Raw genomic sequence first — 23,383 nt, 5'->3', positions numbered from 1 at the left:
TTAACTAGATTTGCCGTAGATGCGCTTACCCAGCACGTCCACGGTGTCCACGATCGCCACCACGGCGGCATCGACCGGGAGGGTCTTCATTCCTTGTGCCTGACGCGCGGAGCTTCCCTGGGCAAACATGACCAGTTCCCCCTCACCCGCCCCCACCGTGTCCACAGCGACGATCGTATTGACGCCGTTGCGGAACTGGGTGGGCTTGGCTTCGTCGACAAGCCGGGGCCGGAGCAAGAGGAGCTTCCGCCCCTTCATGCTCTCGTCCTTCTTGGTGGCCACAATGTGGCCGATGACTTCTGCCAGAAACATCGGAATTCGGGCGGGTGCTTACTTGCGGCGTGCTGCTGCAGGCTTGGCTTCAGGAGTCACAAGGCCGGTGGTCGCGTCGTCAGGACGGGCGATCACGTGGGCACTGACGACTTCACCAAGTTGCGAGGCGGCATCAGCGGCGGCGTCGATCGCTGCCTTGACGGCAGCCACGTCACCGGAGACGACGGCGTTGCAAAGCCCGCTGCCGACGTTCTTCATTGGTCCGGCGAGCTTCACGTCAGCCGACTTGAGGGCTGCGTCAATACCGGAAACGAGACAGCAAAGGCCGCGTGTTTCGAGGAGTCCTACTGCTTGTTTAGCCATGGTTCTATTGTGTTTGAGTTGAGTTGTTTGATGAGATTTTGCGGAAGACCTCGTTCGCGAGAACAAGTTCCTCATTGGCGGGAATGACGAAGACCTTCACCCGCGAGTCCGCGGTGCTGATCTCACATTCCTTCGCGGCACATGCCGCATTGCGTTCGGGATCGATCTTGATTCCGAACTCTTCCAGGCCGGCGCAGACCTTCTCGCGAAGGAGTGGACCGTTTTCTCCGATCCCTGCGGTGAAGACGAAGCCGTCAATGCCGCCGAGTTGGAAAAGGAAGGAGGAGGCCCAACGCCGGACTTCGTGAATCAGCATGTCGATCGACAGCTGGGCACGTGCATTGCCGGCGGTGGCGGCATCATGGATGTCACGGAGGTCATTGCTGACACCCGAGACCCCCAGAAGCCCTGCTTCCTTGGTGAGTTGGCGTTCGATTTCCGGCATCTCGAGACCCAGCACCTTCGCGGCGTAGGGAATCGCGCCGGAGTCGAGATCACCGACCCGGTTGTTCTGCGGCAACCCGCTCTGGGGCGAGAACCCCATGCTGGTGCCCACAGCCACTCCGTTGCGGATGCCCGTGACCGAGCTGCTGCCACCAAGGTGGCAGGAGATCACGCGGAGCGGTTTGTCGATGGGCTGAGGCCCGTCCTGATAGAGACCGCGTGCGCAGGCCGCCACATCCTCACGACCCAGCAACTCCGCGGAGCGCTCGGCAATGAACTTGTGGCTCGCGCCGTGGAATCCGTAGCGACGGATGCCCGCTTCGTGCCACGCTTCCGGCACCGCATACCGGGCTCCCTCCTCAGGGACCCACTGGTAGAAGGCGGTTTCGAAAAGGGCGACCAGCTTGGCATCGGGAAGGATCCTCGAAAACTGGCGGATCCCCGCGGCATACGGTGGATTGTGGGCGGGTGCAACGTCGGCAAAACCCTCGAGCGCTTCAAGCACCCGGTCGTCCGCCTCGACACATCCGCTCAGGTTCCGTCCGAGCACCGTCTTGAATCCAACCGCATCAATCTCGGAACGGGAAGAAACCGCCCCGGATGATTCGAGCTCCTTCAGCGCGTCTTCAATGACTTCCCCATGGTCCGTCACCCGCTCATATCCACCCTGTGCCAGGACGCGACCATCCCCGTCCGCCATGTCAAACAGGCGGTACTTGAACGAGGTCGAACCAAGATTGGCGATGAGAACGAGCATGGATCCGGAACAGTGGGTCGGAGTCAGGTCAGACGAACGGAACGAAGCCCTCGAGATCGTCGTGTGGACGAGGGATGATTTGCACGGAGGCAACTTCACCGACTTGCGAAGCAGCGTCTGCTCCGGCGTCGATGCCTGCCTTCACGGCAGCCACGTCACCTTCGTAGAAACCGGTCACCATGCCGGAACCGATCTTGGTCCAGCCGACCATGGTGATGTCGGCGGCCTTGAGGGCGGCGTCAGAGGCTTCGATGAGGGAAACCAGTCCTTTGGCTTCGATAATTCCAAGTGCTTGTTTGGCCATAATATATGGTTGTTGGAGAGTTCAGTTAGATGATCAGGCGAGGCCGAATTGCTTCAGCAGTCCTTCATGGGGGCGCGCGATGACGTGCGAACCGACCAGCTCACCGACACGGCTTGCGGCTTCGGCTCCGGCGTCGACAGCGGCTTTCACGCTTCCCACATCCCCTTGCACGAGGATGGTGAGGAAGCCGCCGCCAATCTGCACCTGCTTCACAAGTTCTACGTCGGCAGCTTTGGTCATCGCGTCGGATGCCTCCACGTTGCCCACGTAGCCTTTCGTTTCAATCAGTCCAAGGGCTTGGCTCATGGTATTGGTTTGGTTTGGGATTCTAGTTGGTTGATTACTTGATGAGTTCGCAGAAGGTGTCGGGCTTCAGACCGCAGGCGTTGCCCTCATCGGTATCGATGTGGGCCTCCAGCTTGAAGCTCTCGTCCACGCGAACGAGGATGTTGTCGAAAGTGACCGGGCAGTCGCCGTGGACCTTCATCTTCATGATGTCCTTGTGCTCCACTCCGTAGAAGGCCGCATCGTCCGGGTGCATGTGCACGTGAGGCATGGCGCGGATCACGCCTTCGTTCATTTCGAAGAAACCGTGCGGGCCCATCAGCATGCAGCCGGGAGTGCCCGCGGTGTCGCCGGAAGCGCGCATCGGAATGTTGAAGCCGAGTGCGATCGCATCGGTGTAGGCGAGTTCGACCTGATCGAAGTCACGGCAAGGACCGAGAATGCGGAGGTTGGAGATTACACGGCTGCGTGGACCGACCAATGTGACGGTCTCCTTGGCGGCGTATTGACCTTCCTGATAGAGCCACTTCATCGGGGTCAGCTCGTAGCCGGGACCGAACAGCGCCTCGACCGCAGCCGGGGAAAGGTGGCAGTGGCGGGCACTGACATTGACCACAAACGCATTGGGCGCAGCCGCCGAAGCGGGCGGCGTCAACCCCATGGAACGATAGACCTGCTCACGCACGACGTGCTCGACAACGGCTCGGGGAGTATTGGATTTTGGCAGCATTTCCTGAAAAGCTGGGCAAGATTTACTTGGCCTTTCGGATATCGTCAATTATTTTCCCAATTATTCCCAACCCAACCAAAGATTTTCCCAATTCCACTCTGAAATGCTAGCCACCGAACGCCACGCCCAACTCTTGGAACGCCTCGCTGCCGATGGCGCGTTGCGGACGACTGCCATGGCGGCGGCGTTCGAGGTCACCGACGAGACCATTCGCAAGGACCTCGAGGTACTGGAACAACGCGGAGAACTCGTTCGCGTCCACGGCGGCGCCGTCCCCCCCTCCACCCCGCGACTGGACCTGAGCCTCACGGAACGGCAGAAGGTCAACCTCGAAGCCAAACGCTCCATTGCCCGACAAGCCGCTCAGCGCATCCGGCCGAAGGAAATCATCTTCCTGGACGCATCATCGACCGCACTCACCCTCACGGAATTTCTTCCCGAAGTCCCGCTCACGGTTCTAACCAATGCCCACAACGTGGTCACCGCGTTGTCCGGTCGGGATCATCTGGAGGTATTCTCAACCGGCGGTCTTTACGAGATGCGGTCCAAGTCATACGTCGGCCTTTCCGCCGAAGCCTCGCTGAAGCGCTACAACATCAACCGCATGTTCTGTTCCGCCACCGGATTCGACCTGGAACGCGGCGTGTCGGAAACCAACCCACGGCAAGCCGCCTTCAAGGAACGGGTAATCCCCTGCTCCGGCGAAGTCTGCTTTCTCGCGGATTCCTCGAAACTCGGAACGATGGCATCCTTCTTCTTTGCTTCCGCCCGCGAAATCAACACCTTGATTACAAACTTCGATGCTGACCCCACCTTTGTTGCCGCCTTACAGAAAATCGGCACCGAGGTGATACTCGCCCCCTGACACCCTCAAACCCTGACACCACTCCCACATGAACGTTTTTCTCTCCATCGACCTCGGCGCCGGCAGCGGCCGCGTCATTGCAGGCATTCACCGCGACGGTAAAATCTCGCTCGAAGAAGTCCACCGCTTCGACAACCCGGGCACCGACCTCCCCGGTGGATCCTACTGGAACATCATCGGGCTCTTCCGCGACATCCAGACCGGCCTTCACCTCGCCGCCGAGAAATACGGTGACGCGATCGTCTCGATGGCGGTCGACACCTGGGGCTGCGACTTCGGGCTCCTCGATCAACATGGTCGCCTACTCGGCATGCCCCATCAGTACCGGGACCCACGCCACGAGGGAATCCCCGAGAAGATGCACTGCCTGATGTCGGAGGCCGAGATCCACCGCCACACCGGCATCGCCACGAACTTCTACAACACCTCGGTCCACCTGCTCGCTGAGAAGCGCAACGAATCCCCCGCTCTGGCGGCGGCCTCCACCCTGCTCTTCGTGCCGGACCTCTTGAGCTACTGGCTGTGCGGTCGCAAGGCCGTGGAAAGAACCGTGGCCTCCACCTCCCAGCTCCTCAATCCATCCACCCGGGACTGGGCATGGGAAGTCATCGACGCCCTTGGCTTGCCGCGCAACATCTTCGGTGAGTTGGTCGATCCCGGTACGGTGCTTGGCCCCCTTCGGGATGAAGTCCGCAAGCAAACCGGACTCGGCGAGATTCCCGTGATCGCCTCAGCATCCCACGATACGGCATCCGCCGTCGCCGGTATCCCGATGACCGGCCCGAACCAGCTTTGGCTGTCATCCGGCACATGGTCGATCATGGGACTCGAAACTCCGGACCCGATCCTCGGCGACGAAGCGTTCGATGCACGCTGCTGCAACGAACTGGGAGCCAACCAGACGGTCCGTGCCCTCCGCAACATCTCCGGCCTCTGGATCATCCAAGAGTGCAAACGCCAGTGGGCACTCGATGGTGAGGACCTCAGCTACGCCGAACTGGCTGATCTCGCCATGGAGGCACCGGCCCACACGGCATTCATCGACCCGGATGACGCGGTGTTTGCAGCTCCCGGTGGGATGCCCGAAAAGATCCGCGACTACTGCGCCCGGACGGGACAGCTGGTTCCCGATACCAAGGGCGCCATTCTCCGCATCGCGACCGAGTCCCTCGCTCTGAAATACTCGGTCGTCTTCGATGGCTTCACTTCCCTGTCCGGCAAGAGCTTCGATCGCCTGCACGCAGGCGGCGGCGGCATTCAGAACCAGTTCCTCGCCCAGGCCACCGCCAGTGCCTTGGGCATCGATGTCACGGCAGGGCCGATCGAGGCCACCTCCTGCGGCAACATCATCGTGCAGATGATTGCCACCAAACACATCCCCGACCTCGCCGCGGGGCGCCAGCTGATTCGCGACTCCTTCGAGTTCCAGCAGTATTCCCCGCAGGACCGCAGTTCATGGGTTGCCGCCCGCGAGCGCTACGATGCCGTCCTGAAGGGCGCTACATCTTGAACAGGCCACCCTTCTTGCCGCCGATCCCGGCCGCACCGACAATCGCGATCCCGAGGAACACCATGGCCCACACCCCGAGGGCCGCGGCCAACTCGTGCCCGTTCCCCAAGGTGCTCAACAGGGTGTAGATCGCCTTGGTGATCGGGAAATGCTCGGCCTGCTGGGCGAGGATCAGGCTGTCACTGACCTCAAGCATCGAAAAGGCGAACGCAAGGATGCCGCCCGCCACCAGATTCGCTCCAATCAATGGGAGCGAAATCCTCCGCAGCGTGCGCACCGGGTTGGCCCCGAGCGAACGAGCCGCCTCCTCCATCGCCGGATTGCTCTGCTGCAGCCCCGCCACCGCAGCCCGGACCACATACGGCAAACGTCGTACGGCATACGCGACAATCAGCAGAAGCGCCGGACTCCCGCCCGCACCGATGAGGAAATGCAATGGCTTTCCCTCACGGGAAAGCGCGAGATACCCGAAGGCCATCACCAGCCCCGGCACGGCGAGTGGCAACATGACCAGCGCATCCAGCAACCCACGACCCTTGATGTCACTGCGGACCACGACCCAGGCGATGGCCACACCCACAATCACCGCGATCATGGTCGCCACCGACGCATAAATCAGGCTGTTCTCGATCGAGGGAACCACCAGTGGATCGCCCAGCGCTTCCCGGAAGTGATCGAGCGTCAGAACCATCGGCATGACCGAGTCATACCAGTCCTCCGACAGCGAAAGCAGGATGACACCGGCGTGGGGGATCGAAGCCACGCAGAACACCCCGGCAAAAATCATCGCACAACCGAGCGAGTTCAGCCCGGTCAGCTTCTTCTCCGCATTCCGTCCCTTCGGCCGCGGCTGGGTCACCGAGCTTCCCCGCCCGAAGAAGTATTTTGTCAGACCGAAGACCAGCGCCGAGATCAACAGGATCACGGACACCAGCGCATAGGGCGCGGGATTCCCCCCAAGGTCCTTGATGCCGTGGAAGACCTGAACCGGAGCCACCCGACTGTAATTGAAGACCAGCGGAACCCCGAGCTCGGTGAAGGCCCAGATGAATACGATCGATCCCCCCGCAAAGATTCCCGGCATGGCCAACGGCAGCGTGATCCGGAACAACCGGCGACCGGGGGAACACCCGAGGTTCTCCGCCGCCTGCTCCATCGCCGGATCGAGCTGCGCCAGTGAGGCCACGATGTTCATGTAGAGGATCGGGTAAAGGTGCAGCGCGTTCATCGCCACAATCCCCCAGAACCGCCCGCGAGCCAACCAGTCGATGCGATCCGCCGGATCCATCAGACCGATCTCGATGAGCAGCGCATTCAAGGACCCGGTCACACTCAGAATGTGGGTCAGGCCGATCGCTCCCACAAATGGGGGCAGAACAAGTGGAACCAGAATCAACGCGCCAAGGATCTTGCGCCCGAAGAAGTCATAACGGTGCGAAAGCAGGGCCAAGGGAAACGCAATCGCCAACGTCGCCAAGGTGCTGACCACACCAAGCAACAACGCATTCCACAAACCCTCGACATACACCGGATTCCTGAACACCTCAACCACGAAGCCCAGCGTGAACCCTCCGTCAGGCGTCCTGAATGCCTCCCCCACCACGGACAGCGCCGGATAGATGAAGAACACAAGAAACAGAATCGAGACCACCACCGTGACTCCCAGGGCATTGCGACGCTTCATGGTTTCCCTCCTTCACCCTTGGCCACCTGCTGGTACTGCTTGCGGAAGTGCTTCGAGATCTCAGTCATGGCACGGGCCGATTCGAGTCGATCCTCACCATCGAGAACGGGTAGCAATTCGTTCATGACCCGCTCGTAGGAAACCACCTCGACATCAAACAGTCGCTCGAGGCTGCCCCGACCATCGATGGCCGCCGCTTCCCATGCATCCTTCAACTCATCGTGCGGGTCCATGCACATCGCACGGAAAATCACCCTCAGGGCGTCGAATGCCGCCCCGGTCAACTCAGGCTGATAGACGAAATTTCCCGCGCGCTCGAACGGCAGCGCATCCGGGTCGGTGAACTGGGCCAGGCGGTCCGGAGTGTAGAGATCCCTTCTCACCGGCAAACGACGCAAAGACCGGCTCTTCGGTCCGCCTTCCACCCCGGGCTTCAAATTCCAGAGCAGCTGGCCACGCTCGGTCAGACAGAACCTCACGAACTCCTGCGCAATCTCCATCTGCGGAGCTCCCCGGAACACCGCGATCGAGTCCACACTTACCGAAGTTCCGCCGATCGGCGAAATCCATTTCAGCCGGCTCTCACCGTCGTGTGAACGCACCGAGTCCTCGAACGAACGACCGTAGAAATCGATGCAGGTCCCGGCTGCCGCATCACCCAGCGCCACGTCATGAGGAATCTTGCTTGCCGAATCCGTGAAGTAGCGCGCGTTCGCCCCCAATCGCTGCAACAGATTGAGCCCCTGCTTCCATCCCTTGGCCCGCGCTTCCGGTGAGTCTCCCTCCTCGGCCAGCACCAACTGCATCTGCTCCTGGATCAGCATCTCGAATGCCTGCGTCACCGAACTGCTCTTGGTGGGATCTGCCAGAGCCAACCGTCCGAAGTACGCCGGATCCCCGAGATCTTCCCAGCGCTGCGGTGACGCCACATCGATCCACTCGACCGCGTCCTTGTTGTAGACAATGCCGAACTGCGACACGCACACACCCACCCAATGGTGGTCCGGGTCATAATAGGTTTCCCCGGAAAACGAAGCCGGCACGCAATCATCGCGGAACCACTGCGGTTCATCCTCAAAGACCGTCAGCTCCGCCAGATGCCCCAGCTTCGCCTGACCAATGAAATCCTTCGTCCCGCCTCCGAAAAACACATCGAACTCGGTGCCCTGCTTGCCCAGATCCTCCGCCGCTTCGAAGGCACCATTGACCAACTTCCGGATCTCGCCACCACCACCCGGCGCCCGCCAGTCGACGTGGATGCTGCGGCCGGTCTTTTCCATCCAATGCTCGGCGAAGGCTTCTCCAAACTCAGCACGGATCGAATCGTTGTGCGGAGTGATGATCACCAAACGGTCATCCCCTTGCCCCGCTTCGGCCACTTCAGAATCACGGCGAAGCACCAGCGGCGCCGCCACGACCACAATCAGCAGAATCAGTATTGGAAGTGCTCGTTTCCACATGACCTCAGGACTTCATGACGACCACATCCTCGTGCCTCGCGGTGAGACGCACCTCTGCCTCACCCGGATCCCGGACCTGGATCGGGTTGAGCTCGACCACCCCCTGCCTGCCGAGAGCGGTCTCGACTTCATACTGAATGCACTGCCCCAGATAGCTTCGCTCGACGATCTTCCCGACCAGCGTATTCCCACCCGAGGGAGAGTCCAACAACCAGGCCTCCGGTCGCACCGAGATCCGGACCGACTCACCGGCCTCGGGTTCCCATGAAGGGTCCGTCAATCGGCCGACGAATGCTCCCGCCTCCGTGTCAGCCATGACGAATCCCGAACGCACCTCACGCACCTTGCCCTTGAGAAGGTTCGTCTCGCCCATGAATCCCGCGACAAATGGGGTGCGCGGCTCCCTGTAAATCTCCTGCGGTGTGCCCAACTGAGCGATCGTCCCCCGATTCAGGACCGCCATCCGGTCCGCCATCGCCAACGCCTCCTCCTGATCATGCGTCACATAGATCGCCGTCAACCCACCCTCTTTCACGATCCGACGGATCTCACGCCGCATCTCGATCCGCAACTTGGCATCCAGATTCGATAAGGGCTCATCCAACAGCAGACACTTCGGACGCACCACCAAGGCACGCGCCAGCGCCACCCGCTGCTGCTGACCACCGGACAACTGATCCACACCACGCTCACCCATGCCCCCGAGGTGAACCAATTCCAGTGCCTCATCGACACGCCGCTTGATCTCATCCCGGGCCACCTTGCGCTCCTCGAGCCCGAAGCCGACATTCCGAGCCACGTTCAAGTGGGGCCACAGCGCGTAGCTCTGGAACACCATCGCCGCTTCCCGCTTGTGCGGCGGCAGCCCGGTGACCTCCTCGTCTCCAAAGAACACCCCTCCCGACGTCGGCTGCTCCAGTCCCGCAATGCAGCGCAAAAGCGTGGTCTTGCCACAGCCCGAAGCACCCAACAGGAAAAACAATTCCCCTGCTGCGACTTCAACGCTCACCCCATCAAGGGCCGTCACGTCCCCGAATTTCTTTACGACGTTGTCGGCGCGGATCGCATCCATGATCGCCGCCCATGCTTGTCGCCCAGCCCCCAGTGGCAAGCCCTGATCGCAGCGGATGAGAATTTCCACATTTTCGTCAAAGATTCTCTTGCCAATACCGGGCTTCCCTCCTATCTCCGCCGTCCACGATTTCCACAACCGGCTCGGGTGGCGGAATTGGTAGACGCGCATGACTAAGGATCATGTGGGGTAACCCGTGGGGGTTCGATTCCCCCCTCGAGCACCATCTTCTGGAAATCCGGAGAGAACGGCCCGCCATCACGGCGGGCCGTTTCTGCGTCCAGGGGCTTGCATCCACCCGCTCACCCTCGAAATGTCACCTATCGTGATGCTCTCGCATCCCTCCAACCTCGGTTCCCCGTGGCACGATCCGCCGGAATCGAAATCCCTTGAAGGGTGCTGACACAAGACACCTGCAAGAAACCGTAATCCTTCCACGTTGATCCCGGTCGACCGACTCACAGGAAACCCTTCCTGACCTCTCCAAAAACACCATCACCACCATGAAACCCAGCCTGCAGCTCACGACGGCAGTCTTCGTCACTTTCTGCACCCTCCATGCAGATGACTCCGTCCAGCAACCTCTCTTGGAGCCCACCAGGAAACCAATCCCATCAGCAACCCCCGCCACCCTTCCGGATGGAACCCTGCTGATCGCCACGGAGGCAGCTGAGTCGGCAAAACCCGGCAAGGCAGCATACACCGTCCCGGCCAAGGACTTCGATGCCGGTGAAGGCTACTACGTGGACCGTAACAAGTGGCTCGCCATCGACCCGGACAAGCACAAGACGGCCGAAGCCAACACGGTATCGCGCATCCCCGCGGGCAAATACCACATCACCCTCCACGCCGTGGGCGAAAACGACGGCCGCTCGACCTATCAGGTCAAGATCGGCTCGGATGCACTCGGCTCCTTCACCGCACCACTCGCCAAGCAATCCACCGAAGAGGGCCCCACCTACAACAAGACCTGGAAGAACGTCGAACTCGGCAGGGACGACATCATCGCTGTGCGATCCACCATTGCATCCATCGGCGCCAACCAGTCATCCCGCGCGCGCTGGTCGGGACTCACCTTCACCGCCGCGGACCAGAAGACCGCCAAGGCCCTCACCGCCATGCCGAAGCCGCAGGTCGCCAAGAAAAACCCGAGCAAACCTTCCGGTCCCCCGCTTGTCGAACCCCGCCAACCCGACGGCGACGGATCCGTAACCATCAGCGGCGACCTGAAGACATGGCACAAGGTCACCGTCGACCTCAACGGCCCCTACGCCCACGAGCTGGACAACCAGCCGAACGCCTTCACCGACCACGATTTCAGTGTGACCTTCACCCATGAATCCGGCGCCCCCACCTACCGGATCCCCGGTTACTTCGCTGCCGATGGAAATGCCGGGGAAAGCTCGGCGGAATCCGGCACCACATGGCGCGCCCACCTCTCCCCCGACAAGGCTGGCCAATGGAGCTACACGATCCACTTTTCCCGCGGCCGGCACGATGCCCTCGGCGAGGAAGGAACCGCACTGGAGCCATTCGACGGCAAAACCGGTCGCTTCACCGTCAGCCAATCCGACGCCCGACTCCCCGATTTCCGCGCTCGCGGCCGCCTTCGCTATGTCGGCAAGCACCACCTGCAGTTCGCCGAAGACAAGAGCTACTTCCTGAAGGCGGGAGCCGATGCCCCCGAGACCCTTCTCGGCTACACGGACTTCGACAACACACGCGCCAACAAACCCGGAAAGGTGCCACTCAAGACCTTCAGCAAGCACCTTGCCGACTGGCAACCCGGTGACCCGACCTGGAAACAGAACAAGGGCAAGGGACTCATCGGCGCGCTCAACTACCTTTCCGGAAAGGGCATGAACGCCTTCTCCTTCCTGCCCTACAACGCCGGCGGCGACGGAGACAACGTCTGGCCCTTCGTCGAACGGAACGACAAGCTCCACTACGACTGCAGTAAATTGGACCAGTGGGGAATCGTCTTCGACCACGGCACGAACAAGGGACTCTTCCTCCACTTCAAACTGCAGGAAACCGAGAACGATGACCTCAACGGCCCTGGAGCCGCCCAGTCACTCGACGGCGGCGACTGCGGCCCGGAACGCAAACTCTATCTCCGGGAAATCATCGCACGCTACGGCCACAACCTCGCACTGAACTGGAATCTCGGTGAGGAAAACACCCAGACAACCCGACAGCAGAAAGACATGATGGAGTGGATCGAGGCCATGGACGCCTACGGACACCCGATCGTCCTGCATACTTTCCCACCCCAGCAGGACAAGGTCTATGGACCCCACCTCGGCAAGAACTCCAACCTTCACGGCCTCTCGCTCCAGAACAGCAACGTGAAACACTGCCACCAGCAGGTGGTCAGGTGGGCCCGGAAATCCGCCAAGGCAGGCAAGCCATGGGTCGTCAGCTTCGATGAACCCGGCGATGCCGGCTTCGGCATGCCACCCGATGACAGCTACGCCAACATGGCGGAACTGAGGAAATCCGGGAAAGCCGCGAAAGCTCCAACCGTCGATGACGTCCGCAAATACACCCTCTGGGGCACCATCCTCGCAGGAGGTGGCGGCGTGGAATACTACTTCGGCTACAAACTCCCCGAGAACGACCTCATCGCGGAAGACTGGCGTTCCCGCGACCTGAGCTGGGACTACGCCCGCCACGCTCTCGAATTCTTCCGCGATCAGGACATCCCCTTCCAGGACATGACCTGTCAGGATGAACTCGTCGGCAACACCAAGTTCGACAACTCCCGCTACTGCTTCGCCAAGGAAGGCGAAATCTACCTCGTCTACCTTCCCGACGGCGGATCGGCCCAGATCAAACTCCCCTCTGGCAAGTCGTTCAACATCGCTTGGTTCAATCCCCGGACCGGAGCCATGGCCCAGCCATCCGCACTTGAGGGAAATACCATCCAAGCCCCGGACAAGAACGACTGGCTGGCGGTCATCCGCAAATAACCTCGCCTCTCCAGCCCTCATCACCCGGAAGAACTCCCCAGAGATTCCGCTCCAGATCGGAGCGGACATCGATGGGTTGCCGGTGGGTTGCGCAACACCCAACGCAGACATCTCCAGCCCTTGATCGAACGGAGCAACAGGCATCCATGATTGCCTGAGCTCCCGGCATCAAGTTGCCGCGCTCCCATGCCGACCTCGGATCCGGCCCGAAAGCTGTTAGAACGCCAATCCTCCACCCGGGATCGCCCCGACCCATAGCGGAATCATCTTCCTTTGCGCCGTGCCGACTTTGAGCTTCCATCTTCCCACCCGTGCTCGACGCCCACAACCACCTTCAGAAATTTCCCAATCCCGACCGCATCATCACCGAGATGAAGGCCGCCGGGATCACCGGCTGCATCGTCAATGGCACCTCGGAGAGCGATTGGCCCGAGGTCGCCGCCCTCGCGGATGCCCACCCCGGCTTCGTCCACCCCGCCTTCGGCCTCCATCCCTGGTTCGCCCATCAGCGTAGTTCGACCTGGCTCGACACCCTCCAGGCCCTCCTCGACCGCTACCCCCACGCCTCCATCGGCGAATGCGGACTCGACCGCTGGATCGACCACCCCACCACCACCGAGCAGTTCGATGTCTTCCTGCCGCAGGTCCGACTCGCCCGCGAGCGCCAACTCCCCCTCACCATCCACGCCCTGAAAGCCTGGGGCCCTCTGCTCGAAGCACTGCAGCAGGAGCCACCACCCAAGCGCGGATTCCTCATGCACTCCTTTGGCGGTAGCCGCGAACTCATCGACCGACTCCTCCCCCTCGGAGCGCGCTTTTCCTTCTCAGGCTACTTCCTCCAGCCGAAGAAATCCAAAGTCCTCGAAACCTTCAAACACGTCCCCCCAGACCGCCTGCTCCTCGAGACCGACGCCCCCGACATGCTTCCCCCTGAGGAAAGCATCACCCACCCCTTGTCCGAAGCCCGGAACCACCCCGCCAACCTCCCCGCCATCGGCCAATCCCTCGCCAGCCACCTGAAACAGGATCCGGAAAAACTCATCCACCAGTGCTCAGAAAACACCCAGCACCTTTTACTGTTCACTTGAACATTTGAAATCCCCCGCCAAGATGCCCGTCGCACCTCATGCCAAGCGAAACGGTCATCAACCTGCGAAAACAGCTCCGGGAGAAATTCCCCGCCGCTCATCGCAACACCCCCGCCTCCACACAGGAACGCCGGCCTCCACCCCACCCTCGGGACCTTCCACCCGAAGCTCCCCGGGACCACCCGGCCCACCTTCCTCTCCACACCTGGTGCTCCCGTGACACCGGATTCCCCTCCGGCGCCATCACCGAAATCTCACCGGAGCACCCGACCTGCGGAATCTCCCTGCTGGTCAGCACCCTTCTCGCCTCCGAGGAAGACAACGCCCCCCACCCAGGACTCCCACTCGCGCTGATCGACGCACGCGACCAGTTCGACCCCGGATCCTTAAGCACCGAGGACTGCCAGAAAATCCTCTGGCTCCGATGCCACGAGACCCAGCTGGCCCTGAAGTCCGCCGACCTCCTGCTGCGCGACGGCAACCTCCCCCTCGTCCTTCTCGACCTCTCCTCCCTGCCCCCGCGCGAACTCCAGCGCATCCCCCGCTCCTCCTGGCACCGACTCCGCCAGTTGGCCGAGTCCACCCAAACCACCCTGCTCGCACTCACCCCCACCCCCTTCATCCCCGGCACCGCCTTGCGACTCACCCTGTCCCACCACCTCACCCTCGCCGACCTCCTCCTGCCCCGTTCCGAACTCCAGAAATCCATCACCGCCCGGACCACCCGCCTCACCACCAAAACCCGCATCGCCGGATAATCCCCCAATCCCCCCAATCCCCAATCCCCAATCCGAAATCCCCAATCCGAAATCCGAAATCCTTGTTCCTCGCCCTCCACCTTCCCGCCCTCCCCCTTGAAGCGATCCTGCGCCACCAACCGCAGAACCGCCTGACCCCCTGCGCCACCGTTTCATCACCCCGAAACCAGCACCAAGCCCCCCACATCCTCCACCCGAACCGACGCGCCACCGCCCAAGGTGTCCGCTCCGGACTCTCCATCACCCGAGCCCTTGCCCGCTGCCCCGACCTCGCCCTCATCGCCCGTGACCCGGAGGCCGAAATCCAAGCCTTCCGCGACCTCCTCACCCTCACCGAATCCCTGACTCCCGACTTCGAACTCACCACCCCCGACACCCTCATCCTCGACCTCCATCGGACCTCCACCCAAGCCACCGAATCCCTCTCCCGCACGCGACTCCCCCCACTCGGCCTCCCCGCCCAATTCGCCACCGCCCCCACTCCCGATCTCGCCCACCTCTTCGCCCTCTCCCCAGCCACCAGCCACGCCCTCATCTACCGCGGCCCCGAGTTCCGCTGGAAAGCCCCCCGACACCCCGAGCTTCCCCTTCTCGATCAACTCGACCTCCTCCCTCTCCAACTCATCCAGCAGCTGCCATCACTCCAGATCCCCACAGCCACCATCGAACTGTTCGAGCCCTGGGGCATCCGTCACCTCGGCGACCTCGCCCGCCTCCCACGAAAGGAACTCAGCGAACGACTCGGCCCCTCCATCCACCAACTCCACGCCCTCCTCCTCCAAGACCAACAACGACTGCTTCACACCTTCAAACCCTTGGAATCTTTTGTTTCATGCATCCACTTGGAACATTCGTTGGAGAACTGTGAATCACTGATATTCAAAGCAAAGAGAATCCTTCAAACTTTAGTTTCCCGCGCCAATTCAAACTATCGCTTCATTTCTGAAGTTCATTTGAAACTGATTCTCGAGAAGCCCCCCGAACACCATTACCGGGTACGGCTTCCTGAACCCAGCAACACGCTCGAAGTCCTTCTTCGCCCCCTCGCCACCCATCTTGAGCAGCTCACCCTCGGGGCCCCCGTCACCGGCCTGGAAATCAGCCTCACCCCCTGTGAGCCCCCCAGCGGCCAGCACGATCTCTTCGAGCGTGGCGTCCGCCAACCTCACCGGCTTGCCGACACACTCGTACGCCTCGCCGCCCTTCTCGGCGAAGATCACATCGGCTTCCCCCGCCCCCATTTCACGCACCGACCGGACAGCTTCGACCTCACACCACCCCAGTCCCTCTTCCAACGTCCCAGTCCCCCTCCCGCTCACTTTTCCACAGACCACTTCAGTCTACCGCTCCAGCGCTTCCGCCCTCCTCCAGAGGTCGCCGTCGCCAGTGAGAAACGGGGACGCCACCCACACCCCCTGGCCCTGCTGACCGGTCCTCACCGAGGACAGATCGCCCACCTCCACGGCCCGTTTCCACTCTCCGGCGAATGGTGGAATCCCGACAAGCAATGGCAGCACCTGGAATGGGACCTCCAACTCGATTCCGGCCACCTGCTTCGCCTCGCCCACCACCCACCGAAAACCTGGCAGCTCCAAGGCCGCTATTCGTGAGAAAAACCAAGGCACTCCATCAGGGGCAGAGGCCAAGGCTCCCGGCCCAAGCGATGCCAGTCAAATCAGGAGCGCGGCTTTCCAAGCCGCTTCACAACCCCAGCACACAACCCCAGCAAATTTAGCGCCCTTTTCGCAGTTCCCTCTCCCCCACTTCGCTCCCGCAATCCCCACGCCCTCCGCAGTTCAAATTCCAAATCTCCCTTGTTCTCCGAACTCCATGCACGTTCCGCCTTCTCCTTCCTGCGCGGAGCCAGCCAACCTGAAACCCTCGTCGCCCGAGCGGCCGAACTTGGCTATCCAGCCATCGCCCTCTGCGATCATCTCGGTTTCCAAGGCAGCCCACGCGCCCATGCCGCCGCTCGTCAGCATGGCATCCGCGCCCTCGTCGGCACCACCTTGGAATCCCATGAAGGCACCCCACTCGTCAGCTCCCTCGCCACCACCCGCACCGGCTACGCCCACCTCTGCCAGCACCTCACCACCGTGGCTGGAGCGTCTCGCTCCAGTCCGTGTAAGGAGCGTCTCGCTCCTGCTCTCTCTCCCCCTCACAAAGCGACACTCCTCATTGATCATTGGAACATTGAAAATTGGAAATTCGATCACGGAGTGATCGCCCTCACCGGCGACCGCGACTTCCACCTCTCCCGACTTCTCCTCCAGGGAAAAAGACAGGAAGCCGAGGACTTCACACGCCTCCTCATCGAGCGCTTCGGTCACGACAACCTCTACATCCAGCTCACCCGTCATCACCTGCGGGACGATGCCCGCATCAACCGATTGCTCATCGAGCTCGCCCACCATCTGAAGCTCCCCCTTCTCGCCACCAACTCCCCCCTCCACGCCACCAAGGCCGACCGCCTGCTTTGCGACGCCTTCACCTGCCTTCGCCACCACACCACCCTTGATCAGGCCGGCGCCCTGCTCGCCCCCAATGGCGAACGTCACCTGAAGTCCCCCCGGCAAATGCGCGACCTCTTTGCCGACCTCCCCGAGGCCCTCACCAATGTCCAGCGCGTCACCGACCGGCTGGAATTCACCCTCGAGAACCTCGGCTACCGCTTCCCCGATGCCCATGCCCCCGACGGATTCCCCCTCACCCTCGGAGAGCAGACCACCCGCCTCCGGCGCCTCACCTACGCCGGCGCCCACCGCCGCTACGGCAGCATTAGTAGAAAAGTCAAAACCCAGCTCGAACACGAATTCCACCTGATCCACAAACTCGGCTTCCCCGGCTACTTCCTCATCGTCCACGAGATCATGGAATTCGCCAAAGCCCACGGCATCTTCTGCCAAGGCCGCGGATCCGCCGCCAACTCCGCCGTCTGCTACGCCCTCGGCATCACCAATGTCGACCCCGTCGGCGGCGGCCTCCTCTTCGAGCGCTTCCTTTCCGAGAACCGACGCTCCTGGCCGGACATCGACATCGACTTCCCCTCCGGCGACCGACGCGAACTCGTCATCCAGCACGTTTTCGAAAAATACGGCCCACGCGGTGCCGCCATGACCGCCAACGTCATCACCTACCGCCCCCGCTCCGCCTTCCGCGAAATGTCCAAGGTCCTCGGTTTCCCTCCCGCCATCGCCGACCGCTTCTCCGAACTCTCCCGCGGTGGCCCCGTGGCTGGAGCGTCCCGCTCCAGTCCGTCGCCGGAGCATCCTGCTCCGGCTCCCCCCCCACCAACCCGCCGAAGCCCCGGCGAAGGAACGCAACCCCAGCCCCCAACCCAAGCAAAAGGGTCAGGCGTCAGAGGCCAAGCGATACCGGCAGCGCCTAAACCGACTCCTTTTCCACTTTCTACTTTTTACCCAACACTCAGCACTCCTGCGCAGCAGGCCCTCACCAACGTCTTCATCAAAGCCGGCATCCCCGGAACCCATCCACGCCTCCCCGCCCTCCTGCACCTCTACCAGTCCGTCCTCACCATGCCACGCCACCTCGGCCAGCACTCCGGCGGCATGATCATCTGCGACCGCGGACTCGACCACATCGTCCCACTCCAACCCGCCACCATGCCCGGACGCACCATCGTCCAGTGGGACAAGGACGACTGTGAGGACCTCGGCATCGTCAAAGTCGACCTGCTCGGCCTCGGCATGCTCGCCGCCATCGAGGACGCCCTGTACCTCTGCGAGAAACGCGGCCACCCCATCGACCCCGCCACCATCCCCAAGAACGACCCCGCCGTCTTCGACATGCTTTGCCGCGCCGACACCATCGGCACCTTCCAGGTCGAGTCCCGCGCCCAGATGGCCACCCTGCCCATCATGCGCCCCCAGACCTTCTATGACCTCGCCATCGAAGTCGCCATCATCCGACCCGGCCCCATCGTCGGCGACCTTGTTCACCCTTACCTCAACCGGCGCAACGGTCGCGAACCCGTCGACCTCATCCATCCCGATCTCGCCCCCATTCTCGAGCGCACCCTCGGCGTCCCCCTCTTCCAGGAGCAGGTCCTGCGCATGGCCATGACCCTCGCCGACTTCACCGGCGCCGAGGCCGATGAACTCCGTCGCGCCATGGCCTTCAAGCGCGCCGATGAAAAAATGGAGAAAGTCGCCCACAAACTCCAACAGCGCATGACCGCAAAAAACATCCCCGCGCCCACCCAGCAGAAGGTCATCCAGTCCATCGGCTCCTTCGCCCTCTACGGTTTCCCCGAATCCCACGCCATCTCCTTCGCCCTCATCGCCTACCTGTCCTGCTGGTTGAAGGTCCACCACCCCGCCGAATTCTATTGCGGCCTCATCAACAACCAACCGATGGGCTTCTACTCCGTCAACACCCTGCTCGAAGACGCCAAACGCCACCGCGTCCGCACCCGACCCATCTCCGTCGTTCATAGTAGTTACCAAACCACCGTCGAGGACCCGGAAATCAAAAGCCCAGAAAAACAACCTCAAAAAACTTTGCGTCCTTCGCGTCTTGGCGGTGAAAAAACTCCACAGCCCCCGTCTTACCTCCGCCTCGGCCTCCACCGCCTCAAAGGCCTCAAAAAATCCACCGCCCAGCGCATCGTCCACGAGCGAAACGAAGCCCCCTTCGAATCCCTCCCCGACTTCCTCCGCCGCGTCCAGCCCAACGACAAGGAACGCCGCCTCCTCGCCGCCTCCGGTGCCCTCAATCCCCTTCCCGAAATCGAGCACCGCCGCCACGCCCTCTGGCAATCCGAACTCCCCCTCCACGACGACCTATGGAGCGCGGGTTTCCAACCCGCTTCACAACCCGAGCCGATTGGACCGCACGACTCCAGTCGCACCCCGGAACCCGAGCGCCCCTCCCCCCGTCGCAAAGCGACACCTTCCTCCACTTCTCACTTTCCACTTTCCACTCATCACTCCGCCGTAGGCGGCCCCCTCCCCCCCATGTCCGATTCAGAACGCCTCGCCACCGACCTCACCCTCACCGGATCCACCACCGGCCCCCATCCGATGGCCCTCTGGCGAAAATCATGGAGCGCGGCTTTCCAAGCCGCTCCCCACCCCGCACCCACCGGACCGCGAGCTTCAGCTCGCCCCATAACCCAAGCAATTCCCCACCCCGCACCCACCGGACCACGAGCATCCCTGTCCGCCGTAGCGTCGGCGAAAGAGGAAGCCAGCCCCAGCCCCCAAGCCCCTCTCCAACCCGAGCCCCCCACCCCCGGCGCCAATCACCACCAATCATCACTTTCTACTTCCCACTTTTTACTTTCCACTCCGCCGAAGGCGGCCACCGACCTCCACCACCTTCGCCACGGCACCCCGATCAGCGTCGCCGGCATGGTCATCTGCCGCCAGCGCCCGTCCACCGCCAAAGGCCACTGCTTCATCTCCCTCGAAGACGAAACCGGCATCGCCAACCTCTTCGTCCCCCGCGACACCTTCCAGCAGCACAAGCTCACCATCACCACCGAGCCCTTCCTCCTCTGTCATGGCCGGCTGCAGATCTCCGAAGGCAACCAGCCCACCGTCTACATCACCCACATCGAACCCCTTCCCGGCAGCGACCATACCACCCCAGCCCCCTCCCACGACTTCCACTGACCGCCGGCCTTCGCTTGCCAGAATTCCCCCCTCCATATACCAGCTCATCAACTCGCACCCTGGATTCCACAGGCACACCATGATGGTGGCGCTGGCAGCGATCATGATCGGTCTGATCTATGCGGGCATTGCTCATGTCATCGAATCCGAAGCCTTCCACTCCGTATCCGCTTGGGTCGGCGGTGGCCTCGGACTCTTCGTCATGGGGTGGTTGATTTGGCGGGCCACGATGGCACGCCCATCCCGGCCGAACTGCGGGATGAACAAGCTTCAACGACGGCCCGACCTTCACGATCCAGACGGAAACAGCTGGAGGGTCTTCCATTGCCCGGAATGCCAGCGCTCAGCCAGGATTACCAAGCTGGGATCAGACTGAGCCATTCCCCACTCCACCGCACCAAGGAAACCCATATAGAGGGTTCCCCCCTGCTGGGATCACTGCCAGCGTCCGCGGCGGGCATCGATTGCGGTCGACCTTGCCTCATCGGCTTCCATTCAGCTCTCTCCCCCATGAAATTTCATTCCCTGAACAAGATCCTCCGGTTGACCGGGTCCACCACCCTCCTCCTCTCACTTCTGGCTTCAGCCAAGGAGGTCAGCGTTGGAGCTGGCAGCTATACCGACGAGCGCCCGTCCTCCTGCAAGCCGCTTCCGACCCGGATCCACAAGGTAGAGTCACTGAAGGGCCCCACCCCGACCAACCAATGGTGGAGTTCGTTGGTCTGGAAACCATTTTCCCAGAACCTCTTCCCTCACCCACTGGCCATGGTCTGCCATGAGCAAGGCCTCGCCGTCACCTACCCAGGCGCAGGCATCGTGGGCGCGGAAACCGCCATCATGGGCGGAGGCGTGACCCCTACGGGCGACTTCATCATCGGACACTCGAAGGGCGAGGCGTTTCCTGATGCCAAACTGGCCGCCAGCTCGGATTGGTTCATCACCGCTCACTTCGAACAGGGAGACGCCAGCCTCACCACCAGCTTCGGCCACGGCAGTCCGTTCATCTACGGTCGTCAGCAGGGCGGCTCACCCACGGTGAAATTCACCGACAAACCCCAGGTATGGTCCGGCGAGGAAGGCGAGGCCGTGCTCGGTGTGACCATCCGAGGAAACCACTACGCCCTCTTCGGCCCCACCCAATCGCAATGGAAATTCAGTGATCCCACCACACTGACCAACCACTCGAAGTCCGATTACTTTTCGGTCGCCCTTCTTCCCGACAAGCAACCCGCAACCCTCGCTGCCTTTCGGGAAGTCGCCCACCACCACGTGGTGAGCACCCGCGTCGACCACCGCATCCGGAAGGGGCACGTCGAATCCAACTTCCGTTTCGTGATCGAGCCCATGGAAGGCAAGGGATCCGACACCTTCTTCGCGCTCTACCCGCATCAGTGGAAATACACGGAGACTCCCGTCACCGACTCCGGATACCGATCCGTCCGGGGCCCGATGAAACTCGGTCGTGGCGAGTCATTCACCACCCGCATTCCCATCCAGGGGGTGCTCCCGCATTTCCCGAAGGAAGGCATCCCCGACCGGGAGCAGATGCTCGCCTACCTCGTGCAAGTCAAGCCGACCACCAGCCCCTCCTTCAGCGACACCTACTGGGAAGGCAAGCACCTCGGCAAACTCGCGACCCTGGGCGGCATTGCCGAAGCCATGGGTGAAGAGGAGATCGAGACCGCCTACATGGATGAGATCAAGCTCCGGCTGGAAAACTGGTTCACCGCCGGCGTCGGCGAAGAATCACCCCTCTTCTACTACAACTCCCGTTGGGGCACCCTGATCGGAAACAAGCCGTCCTACGGCAGCGACGAACAACTCAACGACCACCACTTCCACTATGGATACTTCATCCGGGCTGCCGCCGAGGTCGCCCGGAGGGATCCTGCATGGGCCCGGAAGTGGGGCCCCATGGTGGAACTCCTGATCCGCGACATCGCCTCCCCCGACCGGAACGACCCCATGTTTCCCTACATCCGCTGCTTCGACCCCTATGCCGGACACTCCTGGGCTTCGGGGCACGCGGACTTCGCGGATGGAAACAACCAGGAGTCATCCTCCGAATCGATGAACGCCTGGTATGGGCTCACCCTCTGGGGGGAAGTCACTGGCAACGACACCATCCGCGACCTCGGGCTTTCGCTCTACAACATCGAACGCACCGCCGTGGAGGAATACTGGTTCGACGTGTCGGACACCACCTTCCCTGAATCATTCCCGCAAGTCGCTCTCGGCATGGTCTGGGGCGGCAAGGGAGCATTCGCCACCTGGTTCTCCGGAGACATCGACTGCATCCACGGCATCAACTGGCTCCCATTCACCCCGGCATCCATCTACATGGGACGCCACCCGGACTACGTGAAGAGGAACCATGACCGCATCGTCGAGAAACGGCCCGGACGCGATGACTACAATACCGGCTGGGGGGATCTCGTCGTCATGTTCAACGCACTGAGCGACCCGAAGATGGCCGCCGACCACCTTCGCGACCATCCGGACTGCAAACTCGAGGGCGGAAACACCCATGCATTCATGTCCCACTGGATCCATACCCTCAATGAGCTGGGCACACTCGATGCCTCCGTGATGTCGGACCACCCCTACCTGAATGTCTTCATCAAGGACGGCCGCAAGACCTACGCGGCCTACAACTTCGGCTCCGAGCCCATTGAGATCCGGTGCTCCGACGGCAAGACCTTCCAAGCCGCGCCGGCACAACTCACGCTCGTCCGTTAGCCGATCTCTCCCGGAGCCAGTCTGTTCGTAGATCCCCCACTTGCCTAACCAACAGGCCCGTGTCAACTTCCGTGCAATTCAATGGAGGACGAAAAGACACTGTTTCAGAAGATCTGCGACAAAGAGATCCCCGCAGAGATCCTCCACGAGGACGACCTCTGCGTGTGCTTCAAGGACATCTCGCCCCAGGCTCCCGTCCATTATCTGGTCGTTCCGCGCAAACCGATCGTACGCGTTGCCGAGGCTTCACCTGAAGATCGGAACGTCCTCGGACACCTGCTTCTTACCGCGGCGCAGGTCGCCCGCCAGCAGGGTTTCGATGAAAGCGGATTCCGCCTGGTCATCAACAACGGTCCCGATGGCGGAGAAGCCGTGCCCCACCTTCACGTTCACATCCTCGCGGGACGCCCCCTCGAATGGCCTCCGGGTTGACCCTCATTTCC

General features: G+C 61.8%; 19 protein-coding genes and 1 tRNA gene. 11 read left to right on the top strand and 9 right to left on the bottom strand.

The genetic code is table 11. The features are described from left to right. From JIN81_RS02300 to pduL, 6 genes are read right to left on the bottom strand one after another with little or no spacing between them, the layout of a single operon-like run. On the bottom strand, positions 1 to 312 hold the full coding sequence (locus tag JIN81_RS02300) for a EutN/CcmL family microcompartment protein (RefSeq protein ID WP_200275907.1): 312 nt from the start codon (positions 310 to 312) through the stop codon (positions 1 to 3). Between the two features lie 18 nt (positions 313 to 330). After that, positions 331 to 636: a BMC domain-containing protein gene (locus tag JIN81_RS02295; protein WP_200275905.1), complete on the bottom strand. Its 306-nt coding sequence runs from the start codon at positions 634 to 636 to the stop codon at positions 331 to 333. A 4-nt stretch (positions 637 to 640) separates the two neighbouring features. Then, entirely contained in the window at positions 641 to 1,837 is a 1,197-nt protein-coding gene (locus JIN81_RS02290) for an acetate/propionate family kinase (RefSeq protein ID WP_200275903.1), read from the bottom strand. Positions 1,838 to 1,865: 28 nt separating this feature from the next. After that, a complete protein-coding gene (locus JIN81_RS02285) occupies positions 1,866 to 2,141 on the bottom strand; it encodes a BMC domain-containing protein (protein ID WP_200275901.1) in 276 nt (91 codons plus the stop codon). Positions 2,142 to 2,174: 33 nt separating this feature from the next. Further along, the gene (locus JIN81_RS02280) at positions 2,175 to 2,447 is read right to left on the bottom strand and encodes a BMC domain-containing protein (RefSeq protein WP_200275899.1); all 273 of its coding nucleotides are present in this window, start codon (positions 2,445 to 2,447) and stop codon (positions 2,175 to 2,177) included. Positions 2,448 to 2,481: 34 nt separating this feature from the next. Then, entirely contained in the window at positions 2,482 to 3,156 is a 675-nt protein-coding gene (pduL, locus tag JIN81_RS02275) for a phosphate propanoyltransferase (protein WP_200275897.1), read from the bottom strand. Positions 3,157 to 3,259: 103 nt separating this feature from the next. On the opposite strand from pduL, the gene JIN81_RS02270 reads away from it, so the two are divergent. After that, complete coding sequence (locus tag JIN81_RS02270; protein WP_200275895.1) at positions 3,260 to 4,021, top strand: DeoR/GlpR family DNA-binding transcription regulator; 762 nt, start codon at positions 3,260 to 3,262, stop codon at positions 4,019 to 4,021. A 28-nt stretch (positions 4,022 to 4,049) separates the two neighbouring features. Beyond that, positions 4,050 to 5,531: a rhamnulokinase gene (locus tag JIN81_RS02265; RefSeq protein WP_200275893.1), complete on the top strand. Its 1,482-nt coding sequence runs from the start codon at positions 4,050 to 4,052 to the stop codon at positions 5,529 to 5,531. Here the strand turns inward: JIN81_RS02265 and JIN81_RS02260 are convergent. From JIN81_RS02260 to JIN81_RS02250, 3 genes are read right to left on the bottom strand one after another with little or no spacing between them, the layout of a single operon-like run. Then, entirely contained in the window at positions 5,521 to 7,215 is a 1,695-nt protein-coding gene (locus JIN81_RS02260) for an ABC transporter permease (protein WP_200275891.1), read from the bottom strand. The two genes, JIN81_RS02265 and JIN81_RS02260, sit on opposite strands and share 11 nt — an antisense overlap. Further along, the gene (locus JIN81_RS02255; protein ID WP_200275889.1) at positions 7,212 to 8,675 is read right to left on the bottom strand and encodes an ABC transporter substrate-binding protein; all 1,464 of its coding nucleotides are present in this window, start codon (positions 8,673 to 8,675) and stop codon (positions 7,212 to 7,214) included. The genes JIN81_RS02260 and JIN81_RS02255 overlap by 4 nt, the downstream gene beginning before the upstream one ends. Positions 8,676 to 8,679: 4 nt before the next feature. Beyond that, the gene (locus tag JIN81_RS02250; RefSeq protein ID WP_234044415.1) at positions 8,680 to 9,918 is read right to left on the bottom strand and encodes an ABC transporter ATP-binding protein; all 1,239 of its coding nucleotides are present in this window, start codon (positions 9,916 to 9,918) and stop codon (positions 8,680 to 8,682) included. Between JIN81_RS02250 and JIN81_RS02245 the strand changes: the two genes are divergently transcribed. The 9 genes from JIN81_RS02245 to JIN81_RS02205 all read left to right on the top strand — a co-directional run bounded on the left by JIN81_RS02245 (position 9,889) and on the right by JIN81_RS02205 (position 23,372). Then, positions 9,889 to 9,973 (top strand) — tRNA-Leu (locus tag JIN81_RS02245). The genes JIN81_RS02250 and JIN81_RS02245 overlap by 30 nt on opposite strands. Positions 9,974 to 10,250: 277 nt before the next feature. Beyond that, positions 10,251 to 12,719, top strand: a complete 2,469-nt coding sequence (locus JIN81_RS02240) for a DUF5060 domain-containing protein (RefSeq protein ID WP_200275887.1) — start codon at positions 10,251 to 10,253, stop codon at positions 12,717 to 12,719. Positions 12,720 to 13,030: 311 nt separating this feature from the next. Next, positions 13,031 to 13,807: a TatD family hydrolase gene (locus JIN81_RS02235; protein ID WP_200275885.1), complete on the top strand. Its 777-nt coding sequence runs from the start codon at positions 13,031 to 13,033 to the stop codon at positions 13,805 to 13,807. 38 nt (positions 13,808 to 13,845) lie between these two features. Beyond that, positions 13,846 to 14,565, top strand: a complete 720-nt coding sequence (locus JIN81_RS02230; RefSeq protein WP_200275883.1) for a hypothetical protein — start codon at positions 13,846 to 13,848, stop codon at positions 14,563 to 14,565. 62 nt (positions 14,566 to 14,627) lie between these two features. Beyond that, positions 14,628 to 16,175 (top strand): Y-family DNA polymerase, encoded by a 1,548-nt coding sequence (locus JIN81_RS19235; protein WP_200275881.1) that lies wholly within the window; start codon positions 14,628 to 14,630, stop codon positions 16,173 to 16,175. A gap of 204 nt (positions 16,176 to 16,379) precedes the next feature. Next, positions 16,380 to 20,201: a PHP domain-containing protein gene (locus tag JIN81_RS02220; protein WP_200275879.1), complete on the top strand. Its 3,822-nt coding sequence runs from the start codon at positions 16,380 to 16,382 to the stop codon at positions 20,199 to 20,201. 79 nt (positions 20,202 to 20,280) lie between these two features. Further along, positions 20,281 to 20,577, top strand: a complete 297-nt coding sequence (locus JIN81_RS02215; RefSeq protein WP_200275877.1) for a hypothetical protein — start codon at positions 20,281 to 20,283, stop codon at positions 20,575 to 20,577. A 134-nt stretch (positions 20,578 to 20,711) separates the two neighbouring features. Then, the gene (locus tag JIN81_RS02210) at positions 20,712 to 22,940 is read left to right on the top strand and encodes a glycosyl hydrolase (RefSeq protein WP_200275875.1); all 2,229 of its coding nucleotides are present in this window, start codon (positions 20,712 to 20,714) and stop codon (positions 22,938 to 22,940) included. A gap of 81 nt (positions 22,941 to 23,021) precedes the next feature. Beyond that, the gene (locus JIN81_RS02205; protein ID WP_200275873.1) at positions 23,022 to 23,372 is read left to right on the top strand and encodes a histidine triad nucleotide-binding protein; all 351 of its coding nucleotides are present in this window, start codon (positions 23,022 to 23,024) and stop codon (positions 23,370 to 23,372) included. The last annotated feature ends 11 nt before the right edge of the window (positions 23,373 to 23,383 follow it).

It is taken from the genome of Haloferula rosea (assembly GCF_016595525.1).
Taxonomy (GTDB): domain Bacteria; phylum Verrucomicrobiota; class Verrucomicrobiia; order Verrucomicrobiales; family Akkermansiaceae; genus Haloferula; species Haloferula rosea.
Note: the sequence above shows the minus strand (reverse complement) of the source record. Positions and strands in the feature narration are given on the sequence as shown.

Coding starts and splice junctions, on each gene's coding strand:
- JIN81_RS02205 (WP_200275873.1), top strand. CDS start 23,022: ATGGAGGACGAAAAGACACTGTTTCAGAAGATCTGCGACAAAGAGATC.
- JIN81_RS02270 (WP_200275895.1), top strand. CDS start 3,260: ATGCTAGCCACCGAACGCCACGCCCAACTCTTGGAACGCCTCGCTGCC.
- JIN81_RS02260 (WP_200275891.1), bottom strand. CDS start 7,215: ATGAAGCGTCGCAATGCCCTGGGAGTCACGGTGGTGGTCTCGATTCTG.
- pduL (WP_200275897.1), bottom strand. CDS start 3,156: ATGCTGCCAAAATCCAATACTCCCCGAGCCGTTGTCGAGCACGTCGTG.
- JIN81_RS02300 (WP_200275907.1), bottom strand. CDS start 312: ATGTTTCTGGCAGAAGTCATCGGCCACATTGTGGCCACCAAGAAGGAC.
- JIN81_RS02285 (WP_200275901.1), bottom strand. CDS start 2,141: ATGGCCAAACAAGCACTTGGAATTATCGAAGCCAAAGGACTGGTTTCC.
- JIN81_RS02250 (WP_234044415.1), bottom strand. CDS start 9,918: ATGCGCGTCTACCAATTCCGCCACCCGAGCCGGTTGTGGAAATCGTGG.
- JIN81_RS02240 (WP_200275887.1), top strand. CDS start 10,251: ATGAAACCCAGCCTGCAGCTCACGACGGCAGTCTTCGTCACTTTCTGC.
- JIN81_RS02295 (WP_200275905.1), bottom strand. CDS start 636: ATGGCTAAACAAGCAGTAGGACTCCTCGAAACACGCGGCCTTTGCTGT.
- JIN81_RS02210 (WP_200275875.1), top strand. CDS start 20,712: ATGAAATTTCATTCCCTGAACAAGATCCTCCGGTTGACCGGGTCCACC.
- JIN81_RS02215 (WP_200275877.1), top strand. CDS start 20,281: ATGATGGTGGCGCTGGCAGCGATCATGATCGGTCTGATCTATGCGGGC.
- JIN81_RS02265 (WP_200275893.1), top strand. CDS start 4,050: ATGAACGTTTTTCTCTCCATCGACCTCGGCGCCGGCAGCGGCCGCGTC.
- JIN81_RS02255 (WP_200275889.1), bottom strand. CDS start 8,675: ATGTGGAAACGAGCACTTCCAATACTGATTCTGCTGATTGTGGTCGTG.
- JIN81_RS02280 (WP_200275899.1), bottom strand. CDS start 2,447: ATGAGCCAAGCCCTTGGACTGATTGAAACGAAAGGCTACGTGGGCAAC.
- JIN81_RS02290 (WP_200275903.1), bottom strand. CDS start 1,837: ATGCTCGTTCTCATCGCCAATCTTGGTTCGACCTCGTTCAAGTACCGC.
- JIN81_RS02230 (WP_200275883.1), top strand. CDS start 13,846: ATGCCAAGCGAAACGGTCATCAACCTGCGAAAACAGCTCCGGGAGAAA.